The following is a 19,894-nucleotide window of genomic DNA, read 5'->3' as shown; positions in this document are numbered from 1 at the left end:
GTTGATGATCACGCGGCGCGCCTCAGCTTCGCCAACGCCAGATAGATCGCCGGCGTGGTGTACAGGGTCAGCCACTGGCTGACCAGCAGGCCGCCCACGATCGCGATGCCCAGCGGCTGGCGCATCTCCCAGCCTTCGCCGGTGGCCAGCATCAGCGGCAGCGTGCCCAGCAACGCGGCCACGCTGGTCATCAGGATCGGGCGGAACCGCAGTCGTGCCGCCTCGCAGACCGCCTCGTAGGACGACAGGCCGCGCTCGCGTTCGGCCGACAGCGCGAAGTCGATGATCAGGATGGTGTTCTTCATCACCACGCCCACCAGCAGGAACAGCCCGAGCAGCGAGATCAGGTTCAGCTCGTTGCCGAAGGCCATCAGCGCCAGCAACGCGCCCACGCCGGCCGAGGGCAGGGTGGAGAGGATCGCCAGCGGCTGCACGAAACTTTCGTACAGCACGCCCAGCACCAGATACACCGCCAGCATCGCGCCGAGGATCAGCCACAGCTGGCGCTCGCGCAGTTTCTCGAAGCCGCCGGCCTCGCCGCTGAGCCGCGCCTGCACATGGGTGGGCAGCATGATCCTGGCCATGGCCTGGTCCACCGCTTTCACTGCCTGGTCCAGGGTGACGCCGGGCGCCAGCGCGAACTCGATCCACACCGAGGCGAACTGCTGGCTGTGATAGATCCGGTCCGGCGCCATGCCGTAGTCCCACCGCGCGATCGACGACAACGGCAGGCGCTGGCCGTCCTTGCCGATCACATGGATCTGCTCCAGCGTGGAAGGATCCTGGGTGTAGCGCGGGTCCAGCTCCATCACCACGCGGTACTGGTTGAGCGTGTCGTACAGCGTGGCAACCTGGCGTTGGCTGAAGGCATTGTTGAGCACGGAAGCGATCATGCGCATGTCCACGCCCAGGCGGGCGGCGGCATCGCGGTCGATGTCGAGCACCACCTGGCGCATGCCTTCATCGCCTTTGGATTCCACATCGACCAGCTCGGGCAGGGCGCGCAGCGCATCGGCCACCTTGGGCGTCCACTGCCGCAGCGGTTCCAGCTCGCCGGAGAGCAGCTGGAACTCGTACTGGCCGCTGTCGCCGCTGCCTTCCAGCTTGATGTCCTGGTCCACCCACAGGAACATGCCGCCGCCGGGAATCTTCGGCATGTTGGCGCGCAGGCGGTCGATCACCTGCTGGCTGGAGACCTTGCGCTCGGCCAGCGGCTTCATCTTGATCATGATGAAGGCGTTGTTGACCCCGCTGCGGCCGCCGATGTACCCGATGATGTCGCTGATCGCCGGGTCGGCCAGCAGCAGCTTGCGGTAGGCCTCGATCTTGGGCTGCATCACCTGGAACGAGAGGCCATCGTCGCCGCGCGCGAAGCCACGCAGCTGCGCGGTGTCCTGCTTGGGCACGATGCCCTTGGGCACCTGCTGGAACAGCCACACGTTCAGCGCGATCACACCTGCGAACAGCAGCAGGGGCAGCGCGAGCCAGCGCAGCATTGTCTGCAGGCTGCCCACATAGGCGCCGCGCAGACGCTCGAACAGCGCGGTGCCGGCGCGCTGCAGGCTATTGCCGGGGCCGGGCCGTGCCTGCCCGAGCAGGCGCGCGCACAGCATCGGGGTCAGGCTCAGCGAAACCAGCAGCGAGACACCCATCGCCGCCACCAGGGTCAGCGAGAACTCGCGGAACAGCTTCTCGACGAAGTCATCCAGGAACAGGATCGAGATGAACACCACGGCCAGCGCGATGTTCATCGACAGCAGCGTGGCGCCGACTTCCCCCGCGCCCCGCAGCGCGGCGGTCATCGGTGAGGCGCCTTCCTCGCGGTGGCGGGCGATGTTCTCCAGCACCACGATGGCATCGTCGACCACCAGCACCGCGGCCACGATCAGCGCCATCAGCGAGAGCGTGTTGAGCGAGAACCCGAGCAGGGCGATGATCGCCAGCGCGCCCAGCAGCGAGACCGGGATGGCGACGGTCGGCACCAGCGCCGCGCGCCAGTGGCCGAGGAAGGCCAGCACCACCAGCACCACCAGGGCGATCGCCAGCAGCAACGTCAGCTCGGCCTCGCGCAGGGTGGCGCGGATCACCGGCGAACGGTCCATCACCACCTGCATGTCGATGTTGGCCGGCAGCAGCGCCTGCAGCGTGTCCATCTGTGCCTGGATGGCGTCGACGGTCTCTATGATGTTGGCCTCCGGCTGGCGGCTGACGATCAGCAGCACCGCCGGGCGCTCGTTGTGGAAGCCGCTGGCGTAGCGGTCTTCAACCCCTTCGCTGATCCCGGCCACGTCCTCCAGGTACACCGGGCGGCCATCGCGCATCGCCACGATCAGGCGGCGGTACTCGGCGGCGGTGCGCAGCTGCAGCGTCGCTTCCAGCTGCCACTGCTGGGCCTGGCTGGCGACGGTGCCCAGTGGCTTGAGTGCGTTGGCATTGCGGATCGCCGCGGCGATGTCGTCCAGCGCGATGCGGTGATGGTTGAGTGCATTGGGATCCAGCGAGACGCGCACCGCCGGCAGCGAACTGCCGCCCACCTGCACCTCGCCGACGCCGGGAATCTGCGCCAGCTTCTGCGCGATCACCGTGGAGGCCACGTCGTAGATCTGCCCCGGCGAGAGGCTGTCCGAACTCAGCGCGAGCGCCATGATCGGTGCCTGCGAGGGATTCACCTTGCGGTACTGCGGCATGCCCGGCATGCCACTGGGCAGCTGCGCGCGCGCGGCATTGATCGCGGCCTGCACGTCGCGCGCGGCATCGTCCACGTCGCGGCCGAGCGCGAACTTCAGCTCGACCTGGGTCGAGCCCTGGGTGCTGGCCGAGTCGATCCCGGTCAGCCCGGGGAGGGTGCCCAGGGCACGCTCCAGCGGCGTGGCGACGTTGGCCGCCATCGATTCCGGGCTCGCGCCGGGCAGGCTGGCGCTGACGTTGATGGCCGGGTAGTCGACCTGCGGCAACGGCGCGACCGGCAGCAGGCGCAGCCCGAGCAGGCCGGCCAGCACCACCGCGACCGCGAGCAGCACGGTGGCGACCGGATGCTGCACGAACCAGCCGATCGCCCGCGACAGCGGACTCACGCCAGCGCCTCGTCAGCCTCGTCGGTCACCGGCGCGGGGCGCTGGCGGAAGCGGTCGAAGAACAGGTAGATCACCGGCGTGGTGAACAGGGTCAGCACCTGGCTGACGATCAGCCCACCCACCATCACCAGGCCCAGCGGCTGGCGCAGCTCGGCGCCCGAGCCACTGGCGAACATCAGCGGAATCGCGCCGAACAGCGCGGCCAGCGTGGTCATCAGGATCGGGCGGAAGCGCAGCAGGGCGGCCTGGTGGATCGCCTGGCGCGGCGCCATGCCATGCTCGCGCTCGGCCTCCAGCGCGAAGTCGATCATCATGATCGCGTTCTTCTTGACCAGCCCGATCAGCAGCACGATGCCGATCACCGCGATCAGGTCCAGGCTGCGCCCGCTGACCAGCAACGCCAGCAGCGCACCCACCGTGGCCGAGGGCAGGGTGGAAAGGATGGTGATCGGGTGGATGAAGCTCTCATAGAGCACGCCCAGCACCAGGTACATCACCACCACCGCGGCCAGCACCAGCCACAAGGTGCTCGACAGCGACGCGCGGAACGCATCGGCCGCGCCCTGCAGGCGCAGTTCGACGCTGGCCGGCAGCCCGATCGCGGCGCGTGCACCTTCGATCGCCGCCACCGCTTCGCCCAGCGACGCATCCGGGGCGAGATTGAAGGAGAACGTCACCGCCGGGAACTGGCCGACATGGTTGATCAGCAGCTGCGCCGGGCGCTGTTCGATCCGCGCGATGCCGCCCAGCGGCACTTGCCGCCCGTCCGGCCCGGTGACGTGCAGGCGCGCGATCGCATCCGGGCCGAAGGCCACGTCCGGGCGCGCTTCCAGCACCACGCGGTACTGGTTGGCCTGGGTGAAGATGGTCGAGATCTGGCGCTGCCCGAAGGCGTCGTAGAGCGCGTCGGCGATGGCCTCCACGCTGATCCCCAGCCGCGCGGCGGCGACCCGGTCGATCACCACATGCGCCTGCAGGCCCTGGTTCTGCAGATCACTGGCGACGTCGGCCAGCGCCGGCGACTGCTGCAGGTGCGCGAGCAGGCGCGGCGTCCATGTTTCCAGCTGCGCGAGGTCCGGGCTGGTCAGGGTGAACTGGTACTGGGTCCGGCTGATCCGGTCTTCGATGCCCAGTTCCTGCACCGGCTGCAGGTACAGCTTGATGCCCGGTACGTGCGCCACGCGCTGCTGCAGCCGCGCGATGATCGCCTGTGCATCGGCAGCGCGCTGTGCATGCGGCTTCAGCTCGATCAGCAGGCGGCCGCTGTTGAGCGTGGCGTTGTTGCCGTCCACGCCGATGAACGAAGACAGGCTGGCCACGTCCTCATCCTCCAGCAACGCCGCGGACAACGCCTGCTGGCGCTGCGCCATCGCCTGGAAGGAAATCGACTGCGGCGCCTCGCTGATGCCCTGGATCAGCCCGGCATCCTGCACCGGGAAGAAGCCCTTGGGCACCCACATGTACAGCATGGCCGTCAGCACCAGCGTGGCGACGGTGGCGGCCAGCATCAGCGGCTGGCGCTGGAGCACCCAGTGCAGCTGGCGATCGTAGAGCGCCACGACGCGGTCGAACGGGTCGCCCTGCTGCGACGATTCCTGCCCATCGGCATCGCGACGGGTCGCGTGGCCGGCCTTGAGCAGGCGCGCGCACATCATCGGCGTCAGCGTCAGCGAGACCAGCAGCGAAATGCCGATCGCCACCGCCAGTGTGATCGCGAACTCATGGAACAACTTGCCGACTACGTCGGCCATGAACAGCAGCGGGATCAGCACCGCGATCAGCGACAGCGTCAGCGAGATCAGGGTGAAGCCGATCTGCCTGGCGCCTTTCAGCGCCGCCTGCATCGGCGTCGCGCCGCGCTCCAGGTGACGGGCGATGTTCTCCAGCATGACGATCGCATCGTCCACCACGAAGCCGGTGGCGATGGTCAGCGCCATCAGGGTGAGGTTGTTGAGCGAGAAGCCGGCCAGCAGCATCACCCCGAAGGTGCCCACCAGCGACAGCGGTACCGCGATGCTGGGAATGATCGTGGCCCGGATGTTGCGCAGGAACACGAAGGTGACCATCACCACGAGCGCGATCGCGATGAGCAGCTCGTGCTGCACGCCACGGATCGAGGCGCGGATCGATTCGGTGCGGTCGCTCAGCACTGCCACGTCCACGCCCTTGGGCAGCGACGCCTGCAGCTGCGGCAGCAGCGCCCGCACCTGGTCGACCACGGCGATCACGTTCGCGCCCGGCTGGCGCTGGATGTTGATCAGTACGGCCGGGGTGGTGCCCGACCACGCGGCCAGCTGGCGGTTCTCGGCGCCATCCTCGATGGTGGCCACGTCGCCCAGGCGCAGCGGCGCGCCGTCTTTCCAGGCCAGGATCAGCGCGCGGTACTCGGCCACCGAGCGCATCTGGTCGTTGGCATCGAGCATGATCGCGCGGGTCGGGCCGTCGAAGCTGCCCTTGGGCATGTTGACGTTGGCCGTGCCGATCGCGGTGCGGATGCTGGCCATGCTCAGGCCGTTGGCGGCCAGCGCCGAAGGATTGACCTGGATGCGCACCGCCGGGCGCTGCCCACCGGCCAGGCTGACCAGGCCGACGCCGGGCAGCTGCGAGAGGCGCTGGGCCATGCGCGTATCGACCAGATCGTGCACCTGCGGCAGCGACAGCCCCTGCGAGGTCACCGCCAGGGTCAGGATCGGGGTATCGGCCGGGTTGACCTTGCGGTACACCGGCGGCACCGGCAGGTCATCGGGCAGGAAGCTGTCGGCGGCGTTGATCGCGGCCTGCACTTCCTGCTCGGCCACGCCGAGCGCGACCTCCAGCGAGAACTGCAGCGTGATGACCGACGCGCCGCCCGAACTGGTCGAGGACATCTGCTTCAGGCCGGGGATCTGCCCCAGCTGCCGCTCCAGCGGTGCAGTGACCGCGCTGGTGGTGACCTCCGGGCTGGCACCGGGATACAGCGTGGTGATCTGGATGATCGGGTAATCGACCTGCGGCAGTGCCGCGACCGGCAGCAGGCGGTAGGCCATCACGCCGGACAGCAGCAGCGCCACCATCAGCAGCGTGGTCGCGACCGGGCGCTCGATGAAGGGGCGCGAGAGGTTCATGCGCCGGTCCGCGGCGGGTCCTGCTCCACCACCTCGACCTTGGCGCCTTCGCGCAGGCCGTCGATGCCTTCCACCACCACGCGCTCGCCGGCCTTGAGCCCTTCGCGCACCGAAACCCGTTCGCCATCGGCCGGGCCGAGCACTACGTTGCGCAGGTGCGAGGTGGCATCGGCCGCGATCACGTAGACGTAGCTGCCCTTGCTGCCGAACTGCACGGCGGCATTGGGGATCACCACCGAATCGCTGCTGCTGACCTGCAGGCGCACGTTGACGAACTGGTTGGGGAACAACGACTCATCGGCGTTGGCGAACTGCGCGCGCAGCTTGAGCGTGCCGGTGGCGGTATCGATGCGGTTGTCCAGGCTGGAAAGCACGCCGTCGCCCAGCGCGGTGCGCTCCTCGCGATCCCAGGCTTCCACGGTGAGCTGCGGATTGGCACGGGCGGCGGCGACCACCGCCGGCAGGTCCGGCTCGGGCACGGTGAACAGCACGCTGATCGGCGTGGTCTGGGTGATCGTGGCCAGCGGCTCGGTATCGCCACTGCGCACCAGGTTGCCGACATCCACGTTGCGCAGGCCCATGCGCCCGGCCACCGGTGCGGTGATCCGGGTGTACTGCAGCTGCAGGCGCGCTTCATCCACGGCCGCCTGGTCGGTCTGGCGACGGCCCTGCAGCTGGCGCACCTTGCTCTGCTGATCACTCAGGTCCTGCGCGGAGACGAAGTGCTTGGTCTGCAGTTCGGTGAAGCGCTTGAGCTGGCTCTCGGCGTTGTCCAGCTCGGCCAGGTTCTGCTGCTGGGTGCCCAGCGCACGCGACAGCTGTACCTGGAACGGGCGCGGGTCGATCTCGGCCAGCAGCTCGCCGGCCTTGACGTGCTGGCCTTCGGAGAACGCCAGCCGCAGCAGTTCGCCATCCACGCGGCTGCGCAGGCTCACCGTATGCAGCGGGGTCACCGTGCCGAGCGCCTTCAGGCGCACCACCAGGTCTTCCTGCGTCGCAGTGGCCACGCGCACCGGGGTCGGCTGCGGGCCACCGGCGGGACTGGCGGCAGGCGCGGGCGAGAGCAGCTTCCATGCGGCGATCGCGGCCAGGCCGACGGCGGCAGCGATCAACAGCGGTTTGGCGAAACGACGGCGAGACGAGGCGGGCGTTGAAGCGGACATACGCATCCTGCGCACCCTCCACCGGAGCAGTGCGTCCATGGGGACCGGCCGAGTGCGGCAGGTCAACGGGGGAGAGGGTGTCTGGCGGGGCAGCGGGTGGAACACCGCCGCGTGGCTGGATGCCGTTCGATTGGAACGGGAGCGCCATGATACAGGGCCAGGCCGCTCAAGCTCCCGTGACCTTGGTCATGCCTGCGCGTGCGTCAATGCACCTCGTCGCGGTACACGAACTTCGGCATTTCCCATTTGAAGTGGATCGCCAGCAGGCGGAACAGGAAGCCGCCGCCCAGGCACCACAGCGTGGCCGCGTTGAGCGACACGCCGAGTTCCAGCAGGGTCAGGTAGGCCGCGCCGGTGAGCAGGGTGATCACGGCATACAGTTCTTTCTGGAAGATCAGCGGCACCTCGTTGCACAGCACGTCGCGCAGCACGCCACCGAACGCACCGGTCAGCATGCCGGCGATCAGGATGATCGGCACGGTGTGCCCGCCCTCGCGTGCGACCGCGCAGCCGATCAGGGTGAACGCGATCAGGCCCAGGCCATCGAGCACCAGGAAGGTGCGCCGGAAGTGGTGCATCCAGCGCGCCACCCAGGTCGCGATCAGCGCCGCGCAGATCGTGAAGCCCAGGTACTCCGGGTGCTTCACCCAGCCCAGCGGGTAATGCCCGAGCACGATGTCGCGCAGTGAGCCGCCGCCGAGCGCGGTGACGCAGGCGATGATGACCACGCCGAACAGGTCCATGCGGCGGCGGCCGGCCGACAGCGCGCCGGTCATGGCTTCGGCCGAGATGGCGATGAGGTAGATCAAGGAGAGCAGCATGGGGGTGGCTCCGGAAAGCACGTCAGGCGGGGACGGAAACGCACACGCATCACGCCAGCGCCGCTGCACTGTCATGAGGGTGGGATTCCGTTGCCGCTCCCGCTGTCCTTTTGCCTGAGAGTTCGGTGGCCAAGGCCACGTGCCCCTTCGGCGGGTCATTGAAGACCTCTCTCCAGATCGGCGTGTCGGATGCATGGTTGGTGGCGTATCGAGCCACCGGCCTGAGCGATTATGGGAGCCTGCGCCTTCGGCGGGCGCCAGCGCGGCGCCTCTCTCCTGCATCCGGGGCGGATTCTAGCAGCCGCCGGGCCCGCGCCGGGGGATAATCCCGGTATGCCCGCTGAACCCGCCCTCTGGTACCTGTACCTGCTTGAATGCCGCAACGGCAGCTATTACGCCGGCATCAGCAACGACGTGGAGGCGCGCTTCCAGGCCCACCTCGCCGGCAAAGGGGCCAAATACACCCGGGCCCACCCACCGGTGAGGGTGCTGGCGATGCGCGCCTACCCGGACCGGGCCGCGGCGTCGAAGGCCGAATGGCAGCTCAAGCGGCAACCGCGCGAGCGCAAGCTGGCGTGGTTGGCGCTGCCCGATCCCATGTAGCCCTGCGTACTGGTTGTTCGGGCCTTCGCCGGCGGCATACCATCGATCTCCGTTCGTTTATCCGCTTGCCCAAGCCCTGGAGTGCCATGTCCCGCGATCTGTCGTTGTACCCGGAAGATGAGAATGGCGATGTGCTCTGGAACATGTTGCAGGATGGCGACGACCTGTCGATTCCGCGCGAGGTGGATTTCGCGCTGATCTTCCCGACCCAGGACGTGGCCATCGCCTTCGCCGTGCACCTGCTCAAGAACGAGCAGAAGGTGTCCTTGGCCGCGTACGAGGGCAACGAGGAATACCCGTGGCAGGTGGTGGTGCATCCGCTGATGCTGCCGACCCACCAGAACATCTCGGGTTTCGAAGGGCTGCTCGCCAGCGAGGCGGTCTCCTACAGCGGCCAGGTTGATGGCTGGGGCTGTCTGTCGCAGGGCTGAGTGGCCCATCCGTGTGGCAGCCCGGCATGGCTGGCTGCCACCGTGGCCGCTCGACCACTCAGGGCGTCGGCGGCCGCTTCGGCCGGCGATCATCCTGCGCATCGCCGAAGATGATCCGCGCGCTGCGCTGGTAGCTCCAGTACGCCACTGCCCAGTTCAGCAGCACCACCACGCGGTTGCGGAAGCCGATCAGGAAGAACACGTGCGCGGCCAGCCAGAACCACCAGGCCAGCACGCCGGAAAGCTGCAGGCGGCCGAGGTGGACGATCGCGGCCATGCGACCGATGGTCGCCAGATTGCCGAAGTCCTGGTATTTGAACGGGCCCGGCACGGGCTTGCCGGACAGGCGCGCCTGGATCGTGGTCGCCACGTGCTTGCCCATCTGCTTGGCTGCCGGGGCAACGCCGGGTACCGGCTTGCCATCGGCCTGGGTCAATGCGGCCAGATCCCCGGCCACGAAGATCTCCGGGTGACCGTCCAAGGTGAGATCGGGCTGCACCGGCACGCGGCCGGCGCGATCCAGCGGAACCTCCAGCGTGCGCGCCAGCGGTGAGGCGGCGACACCGGCGGCCCAGACCACGGTGCGCGCTTCGACGAAGCGCTCGCCCAGCTGGAAGCCCTCGGCGTTGATGTCGCTCACCGGCGTACCGGTGAGCACTTCCACGCCCAGTTTCTCCAGCTGGCGGCGCGCCTTGAGCGAGAGCACCTCGGGGAAGGTGGACAGCACGCGCGGGCCGGCCTCGACCAGGCGCACCTTGGCCGAGGCGGGATCGATATGGCGGAACTCATTGCGCAGGGTATGCCTTGCGATCTCGGCCAGGGTGCCGGCCAGTTCCACCCCGGTGGGGCCGCCACCGACGACGGCGAAACTGAGCCAGGCGGCCTTGCGCGCGGGATCGGGCTCGGCCTCTGCGCGCTCGAAGGCGAGCAGCAGCTTGCGGCGCAGGGCGATGGCATCGTCCAGCGTTTTCAGGCCCGGCGCATCGGCGGCCCATTCGTCGTGACCGAAGTAGGCGTGGGTGGCGCCGGTGCACAGCATCAGCGTGTCGTAGGCGATCTGCGTGCCATCGGCCAGCGTCGCAGTGCGTGCGGCCTTGTCGATGTCAGTGACTTCACCCAGGCGCACTTCAACGTTGCGCTGATGGCCCAGGATGTGGCGCAGCGGGGCGGCGATATCGGGTGCCGAGAGGCCGGCGGTGGCCACCTGGTAAAGCAGCGGCTGGAACAGATGGTGGTTGCGACGGTCCACCAGGGTGATGCGCACGTGCGCCGAGGCAAGGGCACGGGTGGCCCAGAGGCCGGCAAAACCACCACCGATGATGAGCAGGTGGGGCGTGGGATCGCGGGTCATGCTTCACTCCTTGGCGGGCGCCGGAGGGGGGCGGCGCAGGTCGTCTCGTGATGCGGCCCATGGTCGCACGTGAAGCGCGATGTTCACGTCGATGGCCGATACTGGGTTCAGGGGCCATCGCGCTTGCCCGATGGCCGATCCGATCCCGCCCTGGAGACCGAGATGTCCGAACCGGAAAAGCGCATCGCCCTGCTGATCGATGCCGACAACGCACCCGCCTCCAAGATCGATGCGGTGCTGGCCGAAGTCGCCCGCTACGGCGTGGCCAATGTCCGCCGTGCCTACGGCAACTGGAAGAGCCCGCGCTTGAAAGGGTGGGAATCGGTGCTGCACGAATACGCGATCCGCCCGATCCAGCAGTTCGCCTACAGCCGTGGCAAAAATGCCTCGGACATGGCGATGGTGATCGATGCGATGGACATGCTGTACGCGCGCAATCTGGACGGTTTTGCAATCGTCTCCAGCGATGCCGACTTCACGCCGCTGGTGATGCGCCTGCTGACCGACGGGGTCAAGGTGTACGGCTTCGGTGAGAAGAAAACGCCCGAGCCGTTCGTCAACGCGTGCTCGAAGTTCACCTACATCGAAGCGCTGGGCCAGCCGCACGCGGCCGATCAGGAAGTGGAACAGGACAACGAAGAAACGCGCCCGCGCAAGAGCGGGCCCGAACTGCGCAACGACACCCGGCTGGTGCAGATGCTGCGCCGTGCAGTTACGTCGGCCGAAGCGGAGGATGGCTGGTCGCACCTGGGGCCGGTCGGTAGCCAGATCGGCAACCAGGCCTCGTTCGATTCGCGCAATTACGGGTACAGCAAACTCAGCGATCTGCTGGCCGCGACCGGCTTGTTCGAGATGAAGAAGGACGGCAAATCGACCTATGTGCGCGCGCTGCCCAAGAAGAGCGCGGCCAAAGCGGCGAAGTAAGCCCCCGCCGATCGGCGTATCGTATCCGCACCGCGCGACCCGTGCCGCGCATCGCCCGATATGAGAATCCGATCATGCTGAAAATCTGGGGCCGTCGCAATTCCAGCAACGTGCGCAAAGTGCTGTGGTGTGCCGAGGAGATCGGCGCGCCGTACGAGTCGATCGAGGTCGGCGGTGCCTTCGGTGGCACGCAGTCGCCGGAATACCGTGCGATGAACCCGAACGGGCTGGTGCCGGTGATCGAGGACCAGGGCCTGCCGTTGTGGGAATCCAACACGATCGTGCGCTACCTCTCCGCGCGCTACGCGCTGGGCACGCTGTACCCGGAAGACGTGGTGGCGCGCGCGCAGTCGGAGAAGTGGATGGACTGGACCACCTCGACCTTCGCCGGCGTGTTCCGCGATCTGTTCTGGGGCACGCTGCGGACCGCGCCGGCGGATCGGGACGAGGCGCGCATCGCTGCCGCGCTGGTGCGCTCCGGCGAGTTGCTGGCGATGGCCGATGAAGCCCTGTCGCGGCAGCCGTATCTGTCCGGTGAGCAGTTCGCGATGGGCGATATTCCGCTGGGCGCCTTCATCTATGCGTGGTTCGAGATGCCGATCCAGCGCCCGGACCTGCCGCACCTGGCGGCCTGGTACGAACGGCTGAAACAGCGGCCGGCATATCAGCGTGGGGTCATGACCGCGCTCACCTGAGCGACCGTGCCGCGCTAATACAGATCCATCGGATCCACATCCAGCGACCAGCGTACCCGGCGTGCCTGCGGCAAGCCGGCAATCTGCGGCGTCACCTGGTCCAGCACACCATGCAACGGGCGCCGCGCCGGTGAGGACAGCAGCAACTGGGTGCGCTGGTAGCCCGCGCGGCGCGGCATCGGCGCGGGCATCGGGCCATAGCGTTCCACCGCCGCATCGTCGGGAATCAACGCGCGCACGGCACTGAGCATCGCGTTGGCATGCTCCACCTGCTGCGCTTCGGCACGCAGCAGTGCCAGATGCGCGAAGGGCGGAAAACCGGCCGCCTCGCGCTGCTGCAGTTCCGCATGGGCAAAGGCGTGATACCCGCCGTTGACCAGTGTCTCCAGCAACGGATGCCCCGGGTGGTGGGTCTGCAGCCAGACCTCCCCCGCATCCACCGCGCGCCCGGCGCGGCCGGCGACCTGGATCAGCTGCTGCGCGAGTTTTTCACTGGCGCGGAAGTCGGCCGAGAACAGGCCTTCATCGATGCCGACCACGACCACCAGGGTCAGCTTCGGCAGGTCGTGCCCCTTGGCCAGGATCTGCGTGCCGACCAGGATCCCCGCGCGATCGCCGAGCGAGGCCAACTGGGTCTCCAGCGCGTCGCGCTTGCCGGTGGTGCCGCGGTCGATGCGGATCACCGGAAAATCCGGGAAGGCCTCGACCAGATGTTCTTCCAGCCGCTCCGTCCCGATGCCCTGCGGCTGCAGCGCCAGGCTGCCGCAGTCCGGGCAGGCCAGCGGCGCGGACTGGCGTGCGCCACAGTGATGGCACTGCAGGCGGCGGCCGCCGGCGTGCACGGTCATCGGCGCATCGCAGCGCTGGCACGGGGCGGTCCAACCGCAGTCATGGCAGAGCAGCACGGGTGCATAGCCGCGGCGGTTCTTGAACACCAGCACCTGGTGCCGGGCCTGCAGATGCTGGGTGATGCCGGCCAGTACCTCCGGCGATAGCCCATCGCGCAGCGGCCGTTTGCGCACGTCGAGCACGCGCACCACGGGGGGCCGCGCCGCGCCCGCGCGCTGCTTCAGGCGCAGGTGGGTGTAGCGGCCGGCCTGCGCGTTGTGCAGCGATTCCAGCGAGGGCGTGGCACTGCCGAGCACCACCGCCACGTCCAGTGCCTTGGCGCGCACCAGCGCGAAATCCCGCGCGTGGTAGCGGATGCCGTCCTGTTGCTTGTAGCTGCCGTCGTGCTCTTCGTCGATCACGATCAGGCCCGCATTCGGCAGCGGGGTGAACACCGCCGAGCGCGTGCCGACGATGACCTGCGCTTCACCTCGCGCGGCAGCCGCCCACACGCGGGCACGCTCGTTGTCGTTCAGGCCCGAGTGCAGCACATGCACCGGAATGCCCAGGCGATTGCGGAAGCGCGACAGCGTCTGTGGGGTCAGCCCGATCTCCGGCACCAGCACCAGCGCCTGCTTGCCACGCGCAAGGCACGCCACGATCGCCTGCAGGTAGACCTCGGTCTTGCCACTGCCGGTCACGCCATCGAGCAGGTAGGCGGCAAAGCCGTCGGCGGCGGTGATCGCGGCGATCGCGTCGGCCTGTTCGGCGTTGGGCGCGGGGCCGCCTGCGGGCGAGGCCACGGCCGGCGAATGGGCCAGCGCGATCCGTTCAACCAGCCCGCGCTTGGCCAGCGAGCGGGCGGCGCTGCGCCAGTCGTCCATCAACGTATCCAGGCGGTCTTCGTTCACCACCCCCTCGGCCAGGCACTCGGCCAGTCGCTGCGGGCGGGTGCCGTTGCGCAACTTCGGCTGCGGGTCGTGCCCGGCGTTGGTGAGCTGCCAGCCCCACTGATGGGTGTCCGGCACTGCTTCACCGCGCCGCAGCGGGCCGGGCAGGCCCGTACTGATCACCTCGCCCAGCGGCGCATGGGTGTAGCGCGCCAGCCACTGCAGCGAGCGCCACAGCTCGCCGGTCAGCAGCGGCGTGGTGTCGATCCACTCGATCGCCGCGCGCAGGCTGCCGGGATCCTCCACCTGACCGATCCCGGCCACCACCCCCACCAGCTCGCGGGAGCCGAACGGCACCCGTACCCGTTGCCCGGTCATTCCGGGGTCCGGGACCGGCCCAGGCGGCGGGGCGTAGTCGAACAGTTGCGGCAGCGGCACCGGCAGGGCGACGCGCAGGGTCGAAGACGAGGAGGTCATCGGGCCAGTGTAGCGGGGCAGGTGGACGCGGATCACGCCCATTCACCGTCTCAACCAGGTGCGCGCCGAATCATAAATCCCACCTAAATATCCGAGTTGATTGGAGATTCAGGCTTATCCACATCTTCTGTGGATAAGTCTGTGTGCCATTGCGTATGTGACCGCCTTGCGTCAGGAACTTCCGATGTTCTCCTCAGGTTGGTCAAAAAATAGCCAAGAAACAATGATCAATAAAAACAACAAGATAGCTGTGAAACAAAGTTGAAACAGACTTGACGTGGGCCTCACCTGCGGTTCTACCCCGGTTTTTCGTGGTGCTGTGCACAACCTTTTCCACCGGAACGCTTTGCAGACCGTGGCCGCTCACAGGAAATGAACATCCGCGCGCCGCAGCAGTGACGCAATCGCTATCATTTCCCCACAATGATGGAGTTGCTATGACGGCTGCGCCCGCCCCTGTTTCCTCTACCGCAGCCGGCGCGCTGTCGGCATTTCTTCGTGGCGTTGAACGCCGGGCCCTGGTCGTGGCCGAGCTGCAGTGCGGCGACCCGACCGTGGCCGAGCAGGCCCTGGTCGCGGTCATGCGCGCCTTTGCCGGGATCGCCAGCGACCTGCCCATGGCCCAGTGGCCGGAGCGGTTCTGGTCGCTGCTGGTGCACCGCGCACCGTTGCGGGACCCGGCCGCAGGCCAGTGGCCGGCGCCGCTGGCGCATCTGGCCGGGCTGGCCCCGCCGGCACGGCTGGCGTTCGTGCTGCGGATCGGCGGCGGGCTGGATGAAGCCGCTGCCGCACAGGTCCTGGATCTGCCGATGGCCGACTACCAGCACGCCCTGGCCGATGCCTGCCCGCGCGATGCCCATGGCAATCCCGATGCCGCTGGCTGGCGCGCCCTGGCCGAGCAGGTCCAGCTGCGCATCCGGGATCTGCCCGCCAGCCGTCTGCAGCGGCTGCAGCAACCCGTGGCCGCCCCGGCCAGCCAGCCATCGGACGCAGCGTCCTGGCGCACCCCGGCCAAGTCCGATGCCCCCGCCCAGCGCCGCCCGGTCAGGCGCCAGCGCGGCCGCCGTTTCCCATGGAAGGGCGTGCTGATCGTGGCCGTGACCGTCGGCGTGCTGCTGGGCGGTGCCGCCTGGTGGAAACACGCCCGCCAGGCCGGCGACCCCGTGATGGATACCCCCGAAGGCGCGGTCGCCGATGCGGGCCCGGTGAAGGTCGAAGCGCTCCCGGCTGACGATCTGCCGAGCGTGGCCCCGGCTGCCTCGCCGTACGCCGCCAGTGATGCGGCGATGCTGGCCGACCCGGACCTGCCGACCGCCCGTGATGCCGATCTGTACGCCTGGTTCGCCGCCGGTGGCCCGGTCCCGGTCGACGAATCGCAGGCCCAGCCGAGCCGCCCCGAACCCGCCACCGCCGGCCTGGAGACGGCTGCCGCCGATGAGTAAGCCTGCCTTCCTGCTGATCGCCCTCGGGCTCTCCAGTGCGGCCATCGCCGCCCCCAACCGGGTCGAAGTGCCGCTGGCGGTGCCCGCGCCTGCCAGTGCCACCGCCCCGGCGATCCCGGCCACGCCTGCGGCGCTGGACCCGGCCCAGCTGCGTGAACTGCGCAGCCGCTATGCCGCCTGGCAGGCCATGAGCGAGGGCGAGCGTGCCCGCGTGCGTGCCGCCGCGGCGCGCGTGGCGGCCCTGCCTCCGGCCCAGCAGCAGGCGCTTCGCCAGCGCTTCGCCGAGCAGGACCAGCGCTTCCGCGACGGCTGGCTGCTTGGCCCGCAGCTCGGCCACGAGTTCACCAAACTGCAGGGCCTGTTCGGCTATCTGCCGGCCGAGCAGCGTCCCACCGCGTTGGCCGTGCTGCGCCAGCTCACGCCTTCCCAGCTGACCCAGCTCACGCTGGTGGCCCAGCGCACCCCGCCGCAGGACCGCGACCGCGTGCGCGCCGAGTTCCTGGGGGTTGCCCCCACCGCACGCGACACCTGGCTGCGCGAGCACGTGGGGCACTGACGGGTTCGTTTCCGTTTACCTGAAAGCGCGGCTTTTCCCCCGCCGCGCGCGTAAGATGGCGGGCCGCAACCCGGTGCCTGTGCCCTCCGCGCGCGACCGTAGTTGCCGTCTGTGACTCCCATGTCTACCGCTTCCTCCACGCCGCGCCTCTCCCGGGAAGTGCGCGCCACCGGTCTGCTCGCGCTGCCGCTGGTTCTGGGCCACGTCTCCACCGGCCTGATTTCCTTCGTCGACAACGTGATCGCCGGTCACCACGGCACCCACACGCTCGCCGCCGTCACCATCGGTACGGCGCTGCTGTGGCTGCCGATGCTGATCCCGATCGGCACGCTGATTTCGCTGACCGCCTCGGTGTCGCAGCTGCATGGCGCCGGCCGCGAGCGCGAGATCGGCCCGCTGTTCCGCCAGGCCCTGTGGCTGGCGCTCGGCCTGGGCCTGATCATGTTCACCTTCCTCACGGTGGTGCCGCCGCTGCTCCCCGCGTTCGGCATCGCGCCGGACATCGTGCCGGGCGCGACCGCGTTCCTGCACGCGGTGCGCTGGGGCGGGCCGGCGCTGACCCTGTACTTCTGCATGCGCTACCTCAGCGAAGGCATGCACTGGACGCTGCCGACGATGCTGCTCGGCTTCGGCGGCCTGCTGGTGCTCGCGCCGCTGGGCTATGTGCTGTGTTACGGCAAGCTCGGCTTCCCCGAGCTGGGCGCCGAAGGCCTGGGCATGGCCTCGGCGATCATGATGTGGCTGCAGGCGCTGTGCTTTGCCGGTTATCTGTGGAAGACCAAGCGTTTCGCCCACCTGCAGCTGTTTTCGCATCTCGAAGCGCCGCGCTGGTCGGCGATCTGGGACCTGCTGCGGACCGGCCTGCCGATCGGCATCACCGTGCTGATGGAAGGTGGGTTGTTCATCGTCACCGCGCTGCTGATCGGTCGCCTCGGCGCCACCGAAGCCGCCTCGCACCAGATCGCCATCAACGTCGCGCAGCTGTGCTTCATGATCCCGATGGGCGTGGCCGAGGCCACCACGGTACGGGTCGGCCATGCGGTCGGCAGCGGCAACGGGCTGGGCGTGCGCCGCGCGGCGATCGCCGGGCTGGTGATCATCCTCGGCACGCAGACGCTCTCGGCGCTGGTGCTGCTGTTTGGCCATGACGCCATCGTCGGCGTCTACACGGCCGACATGGGCGTAGCCGCACTGGCCTCGACGCTGTTGCTGTACGCGGCGGCGTTCCAGTTCCCGGATGGCATCCAGGTGCTCTCGGCTGGCGCATTGCGCGGGCTGAAGGACACCCGCGTGCCGATGTTCATCGCCATGTTCTCGTACTGGGGCCTGGGCATGCCGCTTGGCGCCGGGCTGGGGCTCGGCCTGGGCATGGGCCCGCAGGGCATGTGGCTGGGCCTCATCCTGGGCCTGACCGCCGCCGCGATCCTGATGGGCTGGCGCCTGCGCGTGAGCAGCGCCCGCGCCGGTCTCCCTTCGACACCCTGACTTGTGTCCGATGCCGGCGCGCCCGGCACCGGCTATTCTGGCACCACGGCAAGAAGCCACTCTGGAGTTACCCCCATGAACCAACCCGCGCGTCGCAATCCCGTCGCCAGCTTCTTCATCGGGCTGTGGGATGTGATGAACTTTACCCGCCGGCTGATCCTCAACCTGGTGTTCTTCGGCCTGCTGTTCCTGATCCTGATCCTGTTCATCGTCGCGATGGGCAAGAGCGCGACCTCCAAGGCCTCGCTGCAGGACCGCACGACCCTGGTGATCGCACCGGAAGGCCGGCTGGTCGAGCAGTTCAGCGCCGATCCGGTCAGCCGCGCGCTGGGCAAGGCAGTGGGTGACAAGGGCGCCGATGAGATCCAGCTGCGCGATCTGATCCGCGCGCTGGAGGCGGCAAAGACCGACAAGAAGATCGAGCGCGTGGTGCTGGAGCTGGACAAGCTGCAGCCGAGCGGCTTCGCTTCCATGCGCGAAGTGACCGTCGCGCTGCAGGAGCTGCGCGCCGCCGGCAAGCAGGTGGTGGCCTTCAGCGAGAACATGAGCCAGTCGCAGTACCTGCTCGCTTCGCAGGCCGATGAGGTCTACCTGGACCCGATGGGCGGCGTGGTGCTCGAGGGCCTGGGCCGCTACCGCCAGTACTTCCGCACCGGCCTGCAGGACAAGCTGGGCGTGGACGTGCACCTGTTCAAGGTGGGCGAGTACAAGTCGGCCGCCGAGCCGTATGTGCTCGATGCCGCCTCGCCGCAGGCCAAGGAAGCCGATCTGTTCTGGATGAACGATGTGTGGCAGCGCTACCTGTCCGACATCGCCAAGGCACGCAAGCTCGATCCGGCACAGCTGGCCGCCGGCATCGACACCATGCCCGAAGGGATCGCCGCCGCCGGTGGCGACCTGGCCAAGTTCGCCCTGCAGCAGAAGCTGGTGGACGGCCTGAAGACGCGCGAGGAAGTGGACACCCTGCTGACCGAGCGCGGCATCGCCGACGATGACGCCGACGGTGGCTACCGCAACGTCAATCTCGACGCCTACCTGAGCGTGCTGGACGGCCGTCGCTCGCCGGTGGATTCGCGTCCGCAGGTGGCGGTGATCGTGGCGTCCGGTGAAATCTCCGGTGGCGATCTGCCGGCCGGCCGCATCGGTGGCGAGTCGACCTCGGCGCTGCTGCGCGAAGCGCGCGACGACAAGGACGTGAAGGCCGTGGTGCTGCGCGTGAGCTCGCCGGGTGGTGAAGTGTTCGCCTCCGAACAGATCCGCCGCGAAGTGGTCGCGCTGAAGGAAGCCGGCAAGCCGGTGGTGGTCTCGATGGGCGACCTGGCTGCCTCGGGCGGTTACTGGATCAGCATGAACGCTGATCGCATCTACGCCGATCCCTCCACGATCACCGGTTCCATCGGCATCTTCGGCATGATCCCGAACGTGGCGCGCTCGCTGGACAAGATCGGCGTGCATACCGACGGCGTGGGCACCACCCGTTTTGCCGGTGCGTTCGACATCACCCGCCCGATGGATCCGGCCGTGGGCCAGGTGATCCAGTCGGTGATCAACAAGGGCTACGCCGATTTCACCGGCAAGGTCGCCGCCGCGCGCAACAAGCCGGTGGAAGCGGTCGATGAAGTCGCCCGCGGCCGGGTGTGGAGCGGTGCGCAGGCCAAGGAACGCGGCCTGGTGGATGACTTCGGTGGCTTGAAGGCCGCGGTGGCCGATGCCGCCAGCCGTGCCAAGCTCGGCGAGGCCGGCAAGTTCCGCGTGCGTTACATCGAGAAGGCGGCCACGCCGTTCGCGCAGTTCCTCAGCGGCTTCGCCAGCAGCCATGCCGGTGCCTGGATGCTGGGCGAATCGGGCATGGCCCGGCTGATGCTGGCCCGTTCGATGCCGGAGCTGGACACCCAGCTGCGCTTTGTCGAAGAGGCCGCGCGTGATCCGCGCAACAACGCCGCGCCGGTCAAGACGCTGGTGTACTGCTTCTGCGGGCTGTAAGCAGCCTCAGCGGTGCTGTGTGACACCCGAACGCCCGGCCCGTGCCGGGCGTTCTGCCATCCGGCCG

Annotated in this window: 14 protein-coding genes and 2 riboswitches; of the genes, 8 read left to right on the top strand and 6 right to left on the bottom strand. The window is 68.5% G+C overall.

What is annotated here, in order from left to right:
- Positions 1 to 8: 8 nt before the first annotated feature.
- The 4 genes from BIZ42_RS07590 to BIZ42_RS07575 all read right to left on the bottom strand — a co-directional run bounded on the left by BIZ42_RS07590 (position 9) and on the right by BIZ42_RS07575 (position 8,162).
- Entirely contained in the window at positions 9 to 3,074 is a 3,066-nt protein-coding gene (locus BIZ42_RS07590) for an efflux RND transporter permease subunit (protein ID WP_070426050.1), read from the bottom strand.
- On the bottom strand, positions 3,071 to 6,178 hold the full coding sequence (locus tag BIZ42_RS07585; protein ID WP_070426049.1) for an MdtB/MuxB family multidrug efflux RND transporter permease subunit: 3,108 nt from the start codon (positions 6,176 to 6,178) through the stop codon (positions 3,071 to 3,073). The genes BIZ42_RS07590 and BIZ42_RS07585 overlap by 4 nt, the downstream gene beginning before the upstream one ends.
- Positions 6,175 to 7,341 (bottom strand): MdtA/MuxA family multidrug efflux RND transporter periplasmic adaptor subunit, encoded by a 1,167-nt coding sequence (locus BIZ42_RS07580; protein ID WP_019183563.1) that lies wholly within the window; start codon positions 7,339 to 7,341, stop codon positions 6,175 to 6,177. The genes BIZ42_RS07585 and BIZ42_RS07580 overlap by 4 nt, the downstream gene beginning before the upstream one ends.
- A 203-nt stretch (positions 7,342 to 7,544) precedes the next feature.
- Positions 7,545 to 8,162 carry a trimeric intracellular cation channel family protein gene (locus BIZ42_RS07575; RefSeq protein WP_019183564.1) on the bottom strand — a complete coding sequence of 206 codons (618 nt, stop codon included), beginning with the start codon at positions 8,160 to 8,162 and terminating at the stop codon, positions 7,545 to 7,547.
- A 94-nt stretch (positions 8,163 to 8,256) separates the two neighbouring features.
- A riboswitch (glycine riboswitch) is annotated at positions 8,257 to 8,348 on the bottom strand.
- 20 nt (positions 8,349 to 8,368) lie between these two features.
- A riboswitch (glycine riboswitch) is annotated at positions 8,369 to 8,451 on the bottom strand.
- Between the two features lie 44 nt (positions 8,452 to 8,495).
- On the opposite strand from BIZ42_RS07575, the gene BIZ42_RS07570 reads away from it, so the two are divergent.
- Together BIZ42_RS07570 and BIZ42_RS07565 are read left to right on the top strand one after the other, a co-directional pair.
- Positions 8,496 to 8,765, top strand: a complete 270-nt coding sequence (locus BIZ42_RS07570) for a GIY-YIG nuclease family protein (protein ID WP_070426048.1) — start codon at positions 8,496 to 8,498, stop codon at positions 8,763 to 8,765.
- An 86-nt stretch (positions 8,766 to 8,851) separates the two neighbouring features.
- A complete protein-coding gene (locus tag BIZ42_RS07565) occupies positions 8,852 to 9,196 on the top strand; it encodes a ribonuclease E inhibitor RraB (protein ID WP_019183566.1) in 345 nt (114 codons plus the stop codon).
- A gap of 58 nt (positions 9,197 to 9,254) precedes the next feature.
- On the opposite strand, the gene BIZ42_RS07560 is transcribed toward BIZ42_RS07565, so the two are convergent.
- Positions 9,255 to 10,547, bottom strand: coding sequence for an NAD(P)/FAD-dependent oxidoreductase (locus tag BIZ42_RS07560; protein ID WP_070426047.1), 1,293 nt, complete (start codon positions 10,545 to 10,547; stop codon positions 9,255 to 9,257).
- A 162-nt stretch (positions 10,548 to 10,709) separates the two neighbouring features.
- Between BIZ42_RS07560 and BIZ42_RS07555 the strand changes: the two genes are divergently transcribed.
- The gene (locus tag BIZ42_RS07555) at positions 10,710 to 11,471 is read left to right on the top strand and encodes an NYN domain-containing protein (RefSeq protein WP_019183568.1); all 762 of its coding nucleotides are present in this window, start codon (positions 10,710 to 10,712) and stop codon (positions 11,469 to 11,471) included.
- Between the two features lie 74 nt (positions 11,472 to 11,545).
- Positions 11,546 to 12,166, top strand: coding sequence for a glutathione S-transferase (locus tag BIZ42_RS07550; protein WP_019183569.1), 621 nt, complete (start codon positions 11,546 to 11,548; stop codon positions 12,164 to 12,166).
- A 14-nt stretch (positions 12,167 to 12,180) separates the two neighbouring features.
- On the opposite strand, the gene BIZ42_RS07545 is transcribed toward BIZ42_RS07550, so the two are convergent.
- A complete protein-coding gene (locus BIZ42_RS07545) occupies positions 12,181 to 14,361 on the bottom strand; it encodes a primosomal protein N' (protein ID WP_070427475.1) in 2,181 nt (726 codons plus the stop codon).
- Positions 14,362 to 14,798: 437 nt separating this feature from the next.
- Here BIZ42_RS07545 and BIZ42_RS07540 point away from each other — a divergent pair, with 437 nt between their 5' ends.
- The 4 genes from BIZ42_RS07540 to sppA all read left to right on the top strand — a co-directional run bounded on the left by BIZ42_RS07540 (position 14,799) and on the right by sppA (position 19,827).
- Positions 14,799 to 15,803 carry a hypothetical protein gene (locus BIZ42_RS07540; protein WP_070426046.1) on the top strand — a complete coding sequence of 335 codons (1,005 nt, stop codon included), beginning with the start codon at positions 14,799 to 14,801 and terminating at the stop codon, positions 15,801 to 15,803.
- On the top strand, positions 15,796 to 16,359 hold the full coding sequence (locus tag BIZ42_RS07535; protein WP_070426045.1) for a DUF3106 domain-containing protein: 564 nt from the start codon (positions 15,796 to 15,798) through the stop codon (positions 16,357 to 16,359). Before BIZ42_RS07540 ends, BIZ42_RS07535 begins: the two co-directional genes overlap by 8 nt.
- Before the next feature lie 120 nt (positions 16,360 to 16,479).
- Positions 16,480 to 17,844: an MATE family efflux transporter gene (locus tag BIZ42_RS07530; RefSeq protein WP_019183573.1), complete on the top strand. Its 1,365-nt coding sequence runs from the start codon at positions 16,480 to 16,482 to the stop codon at positions 17,842 to 17,844.
- A gap of 75 nt (positions 17,845 to 17,919) precedes the next feature.
- The gene (gene sppA / locus BIZ42_RS07525) at positions 17,920 to 19,827 is read left to right on the top strand and encodes a signal peptide peptidase SppA (RefSeq protein WP_070426044.1); all 1,908 of its coding nucleotides are present in this window, start codon (positions 17,920 to 17,922) and stop codon (positions 19,825 to 19,827) included.
- Positions 19,828 to 19,894: the final 67 nt, after the last annotated feature.

Origin of the sequence: Stenotrophomonas sp. LM091, from assembly GCF_001806305.1 — a bacterium.
Classification (GTDB): domain Bacteria; phylum Pseudomonadota; class Gammaproteobacteria; order Xanthomonadales; family Xanthomonadaceae; genus Stenotrophomonas; species Stenotrophomonas bentonitica_A.
Note: the sequence above shows the minus strand (reverse complement) of the source record. Positions and strands in the feature narration are given on the sequence as shown.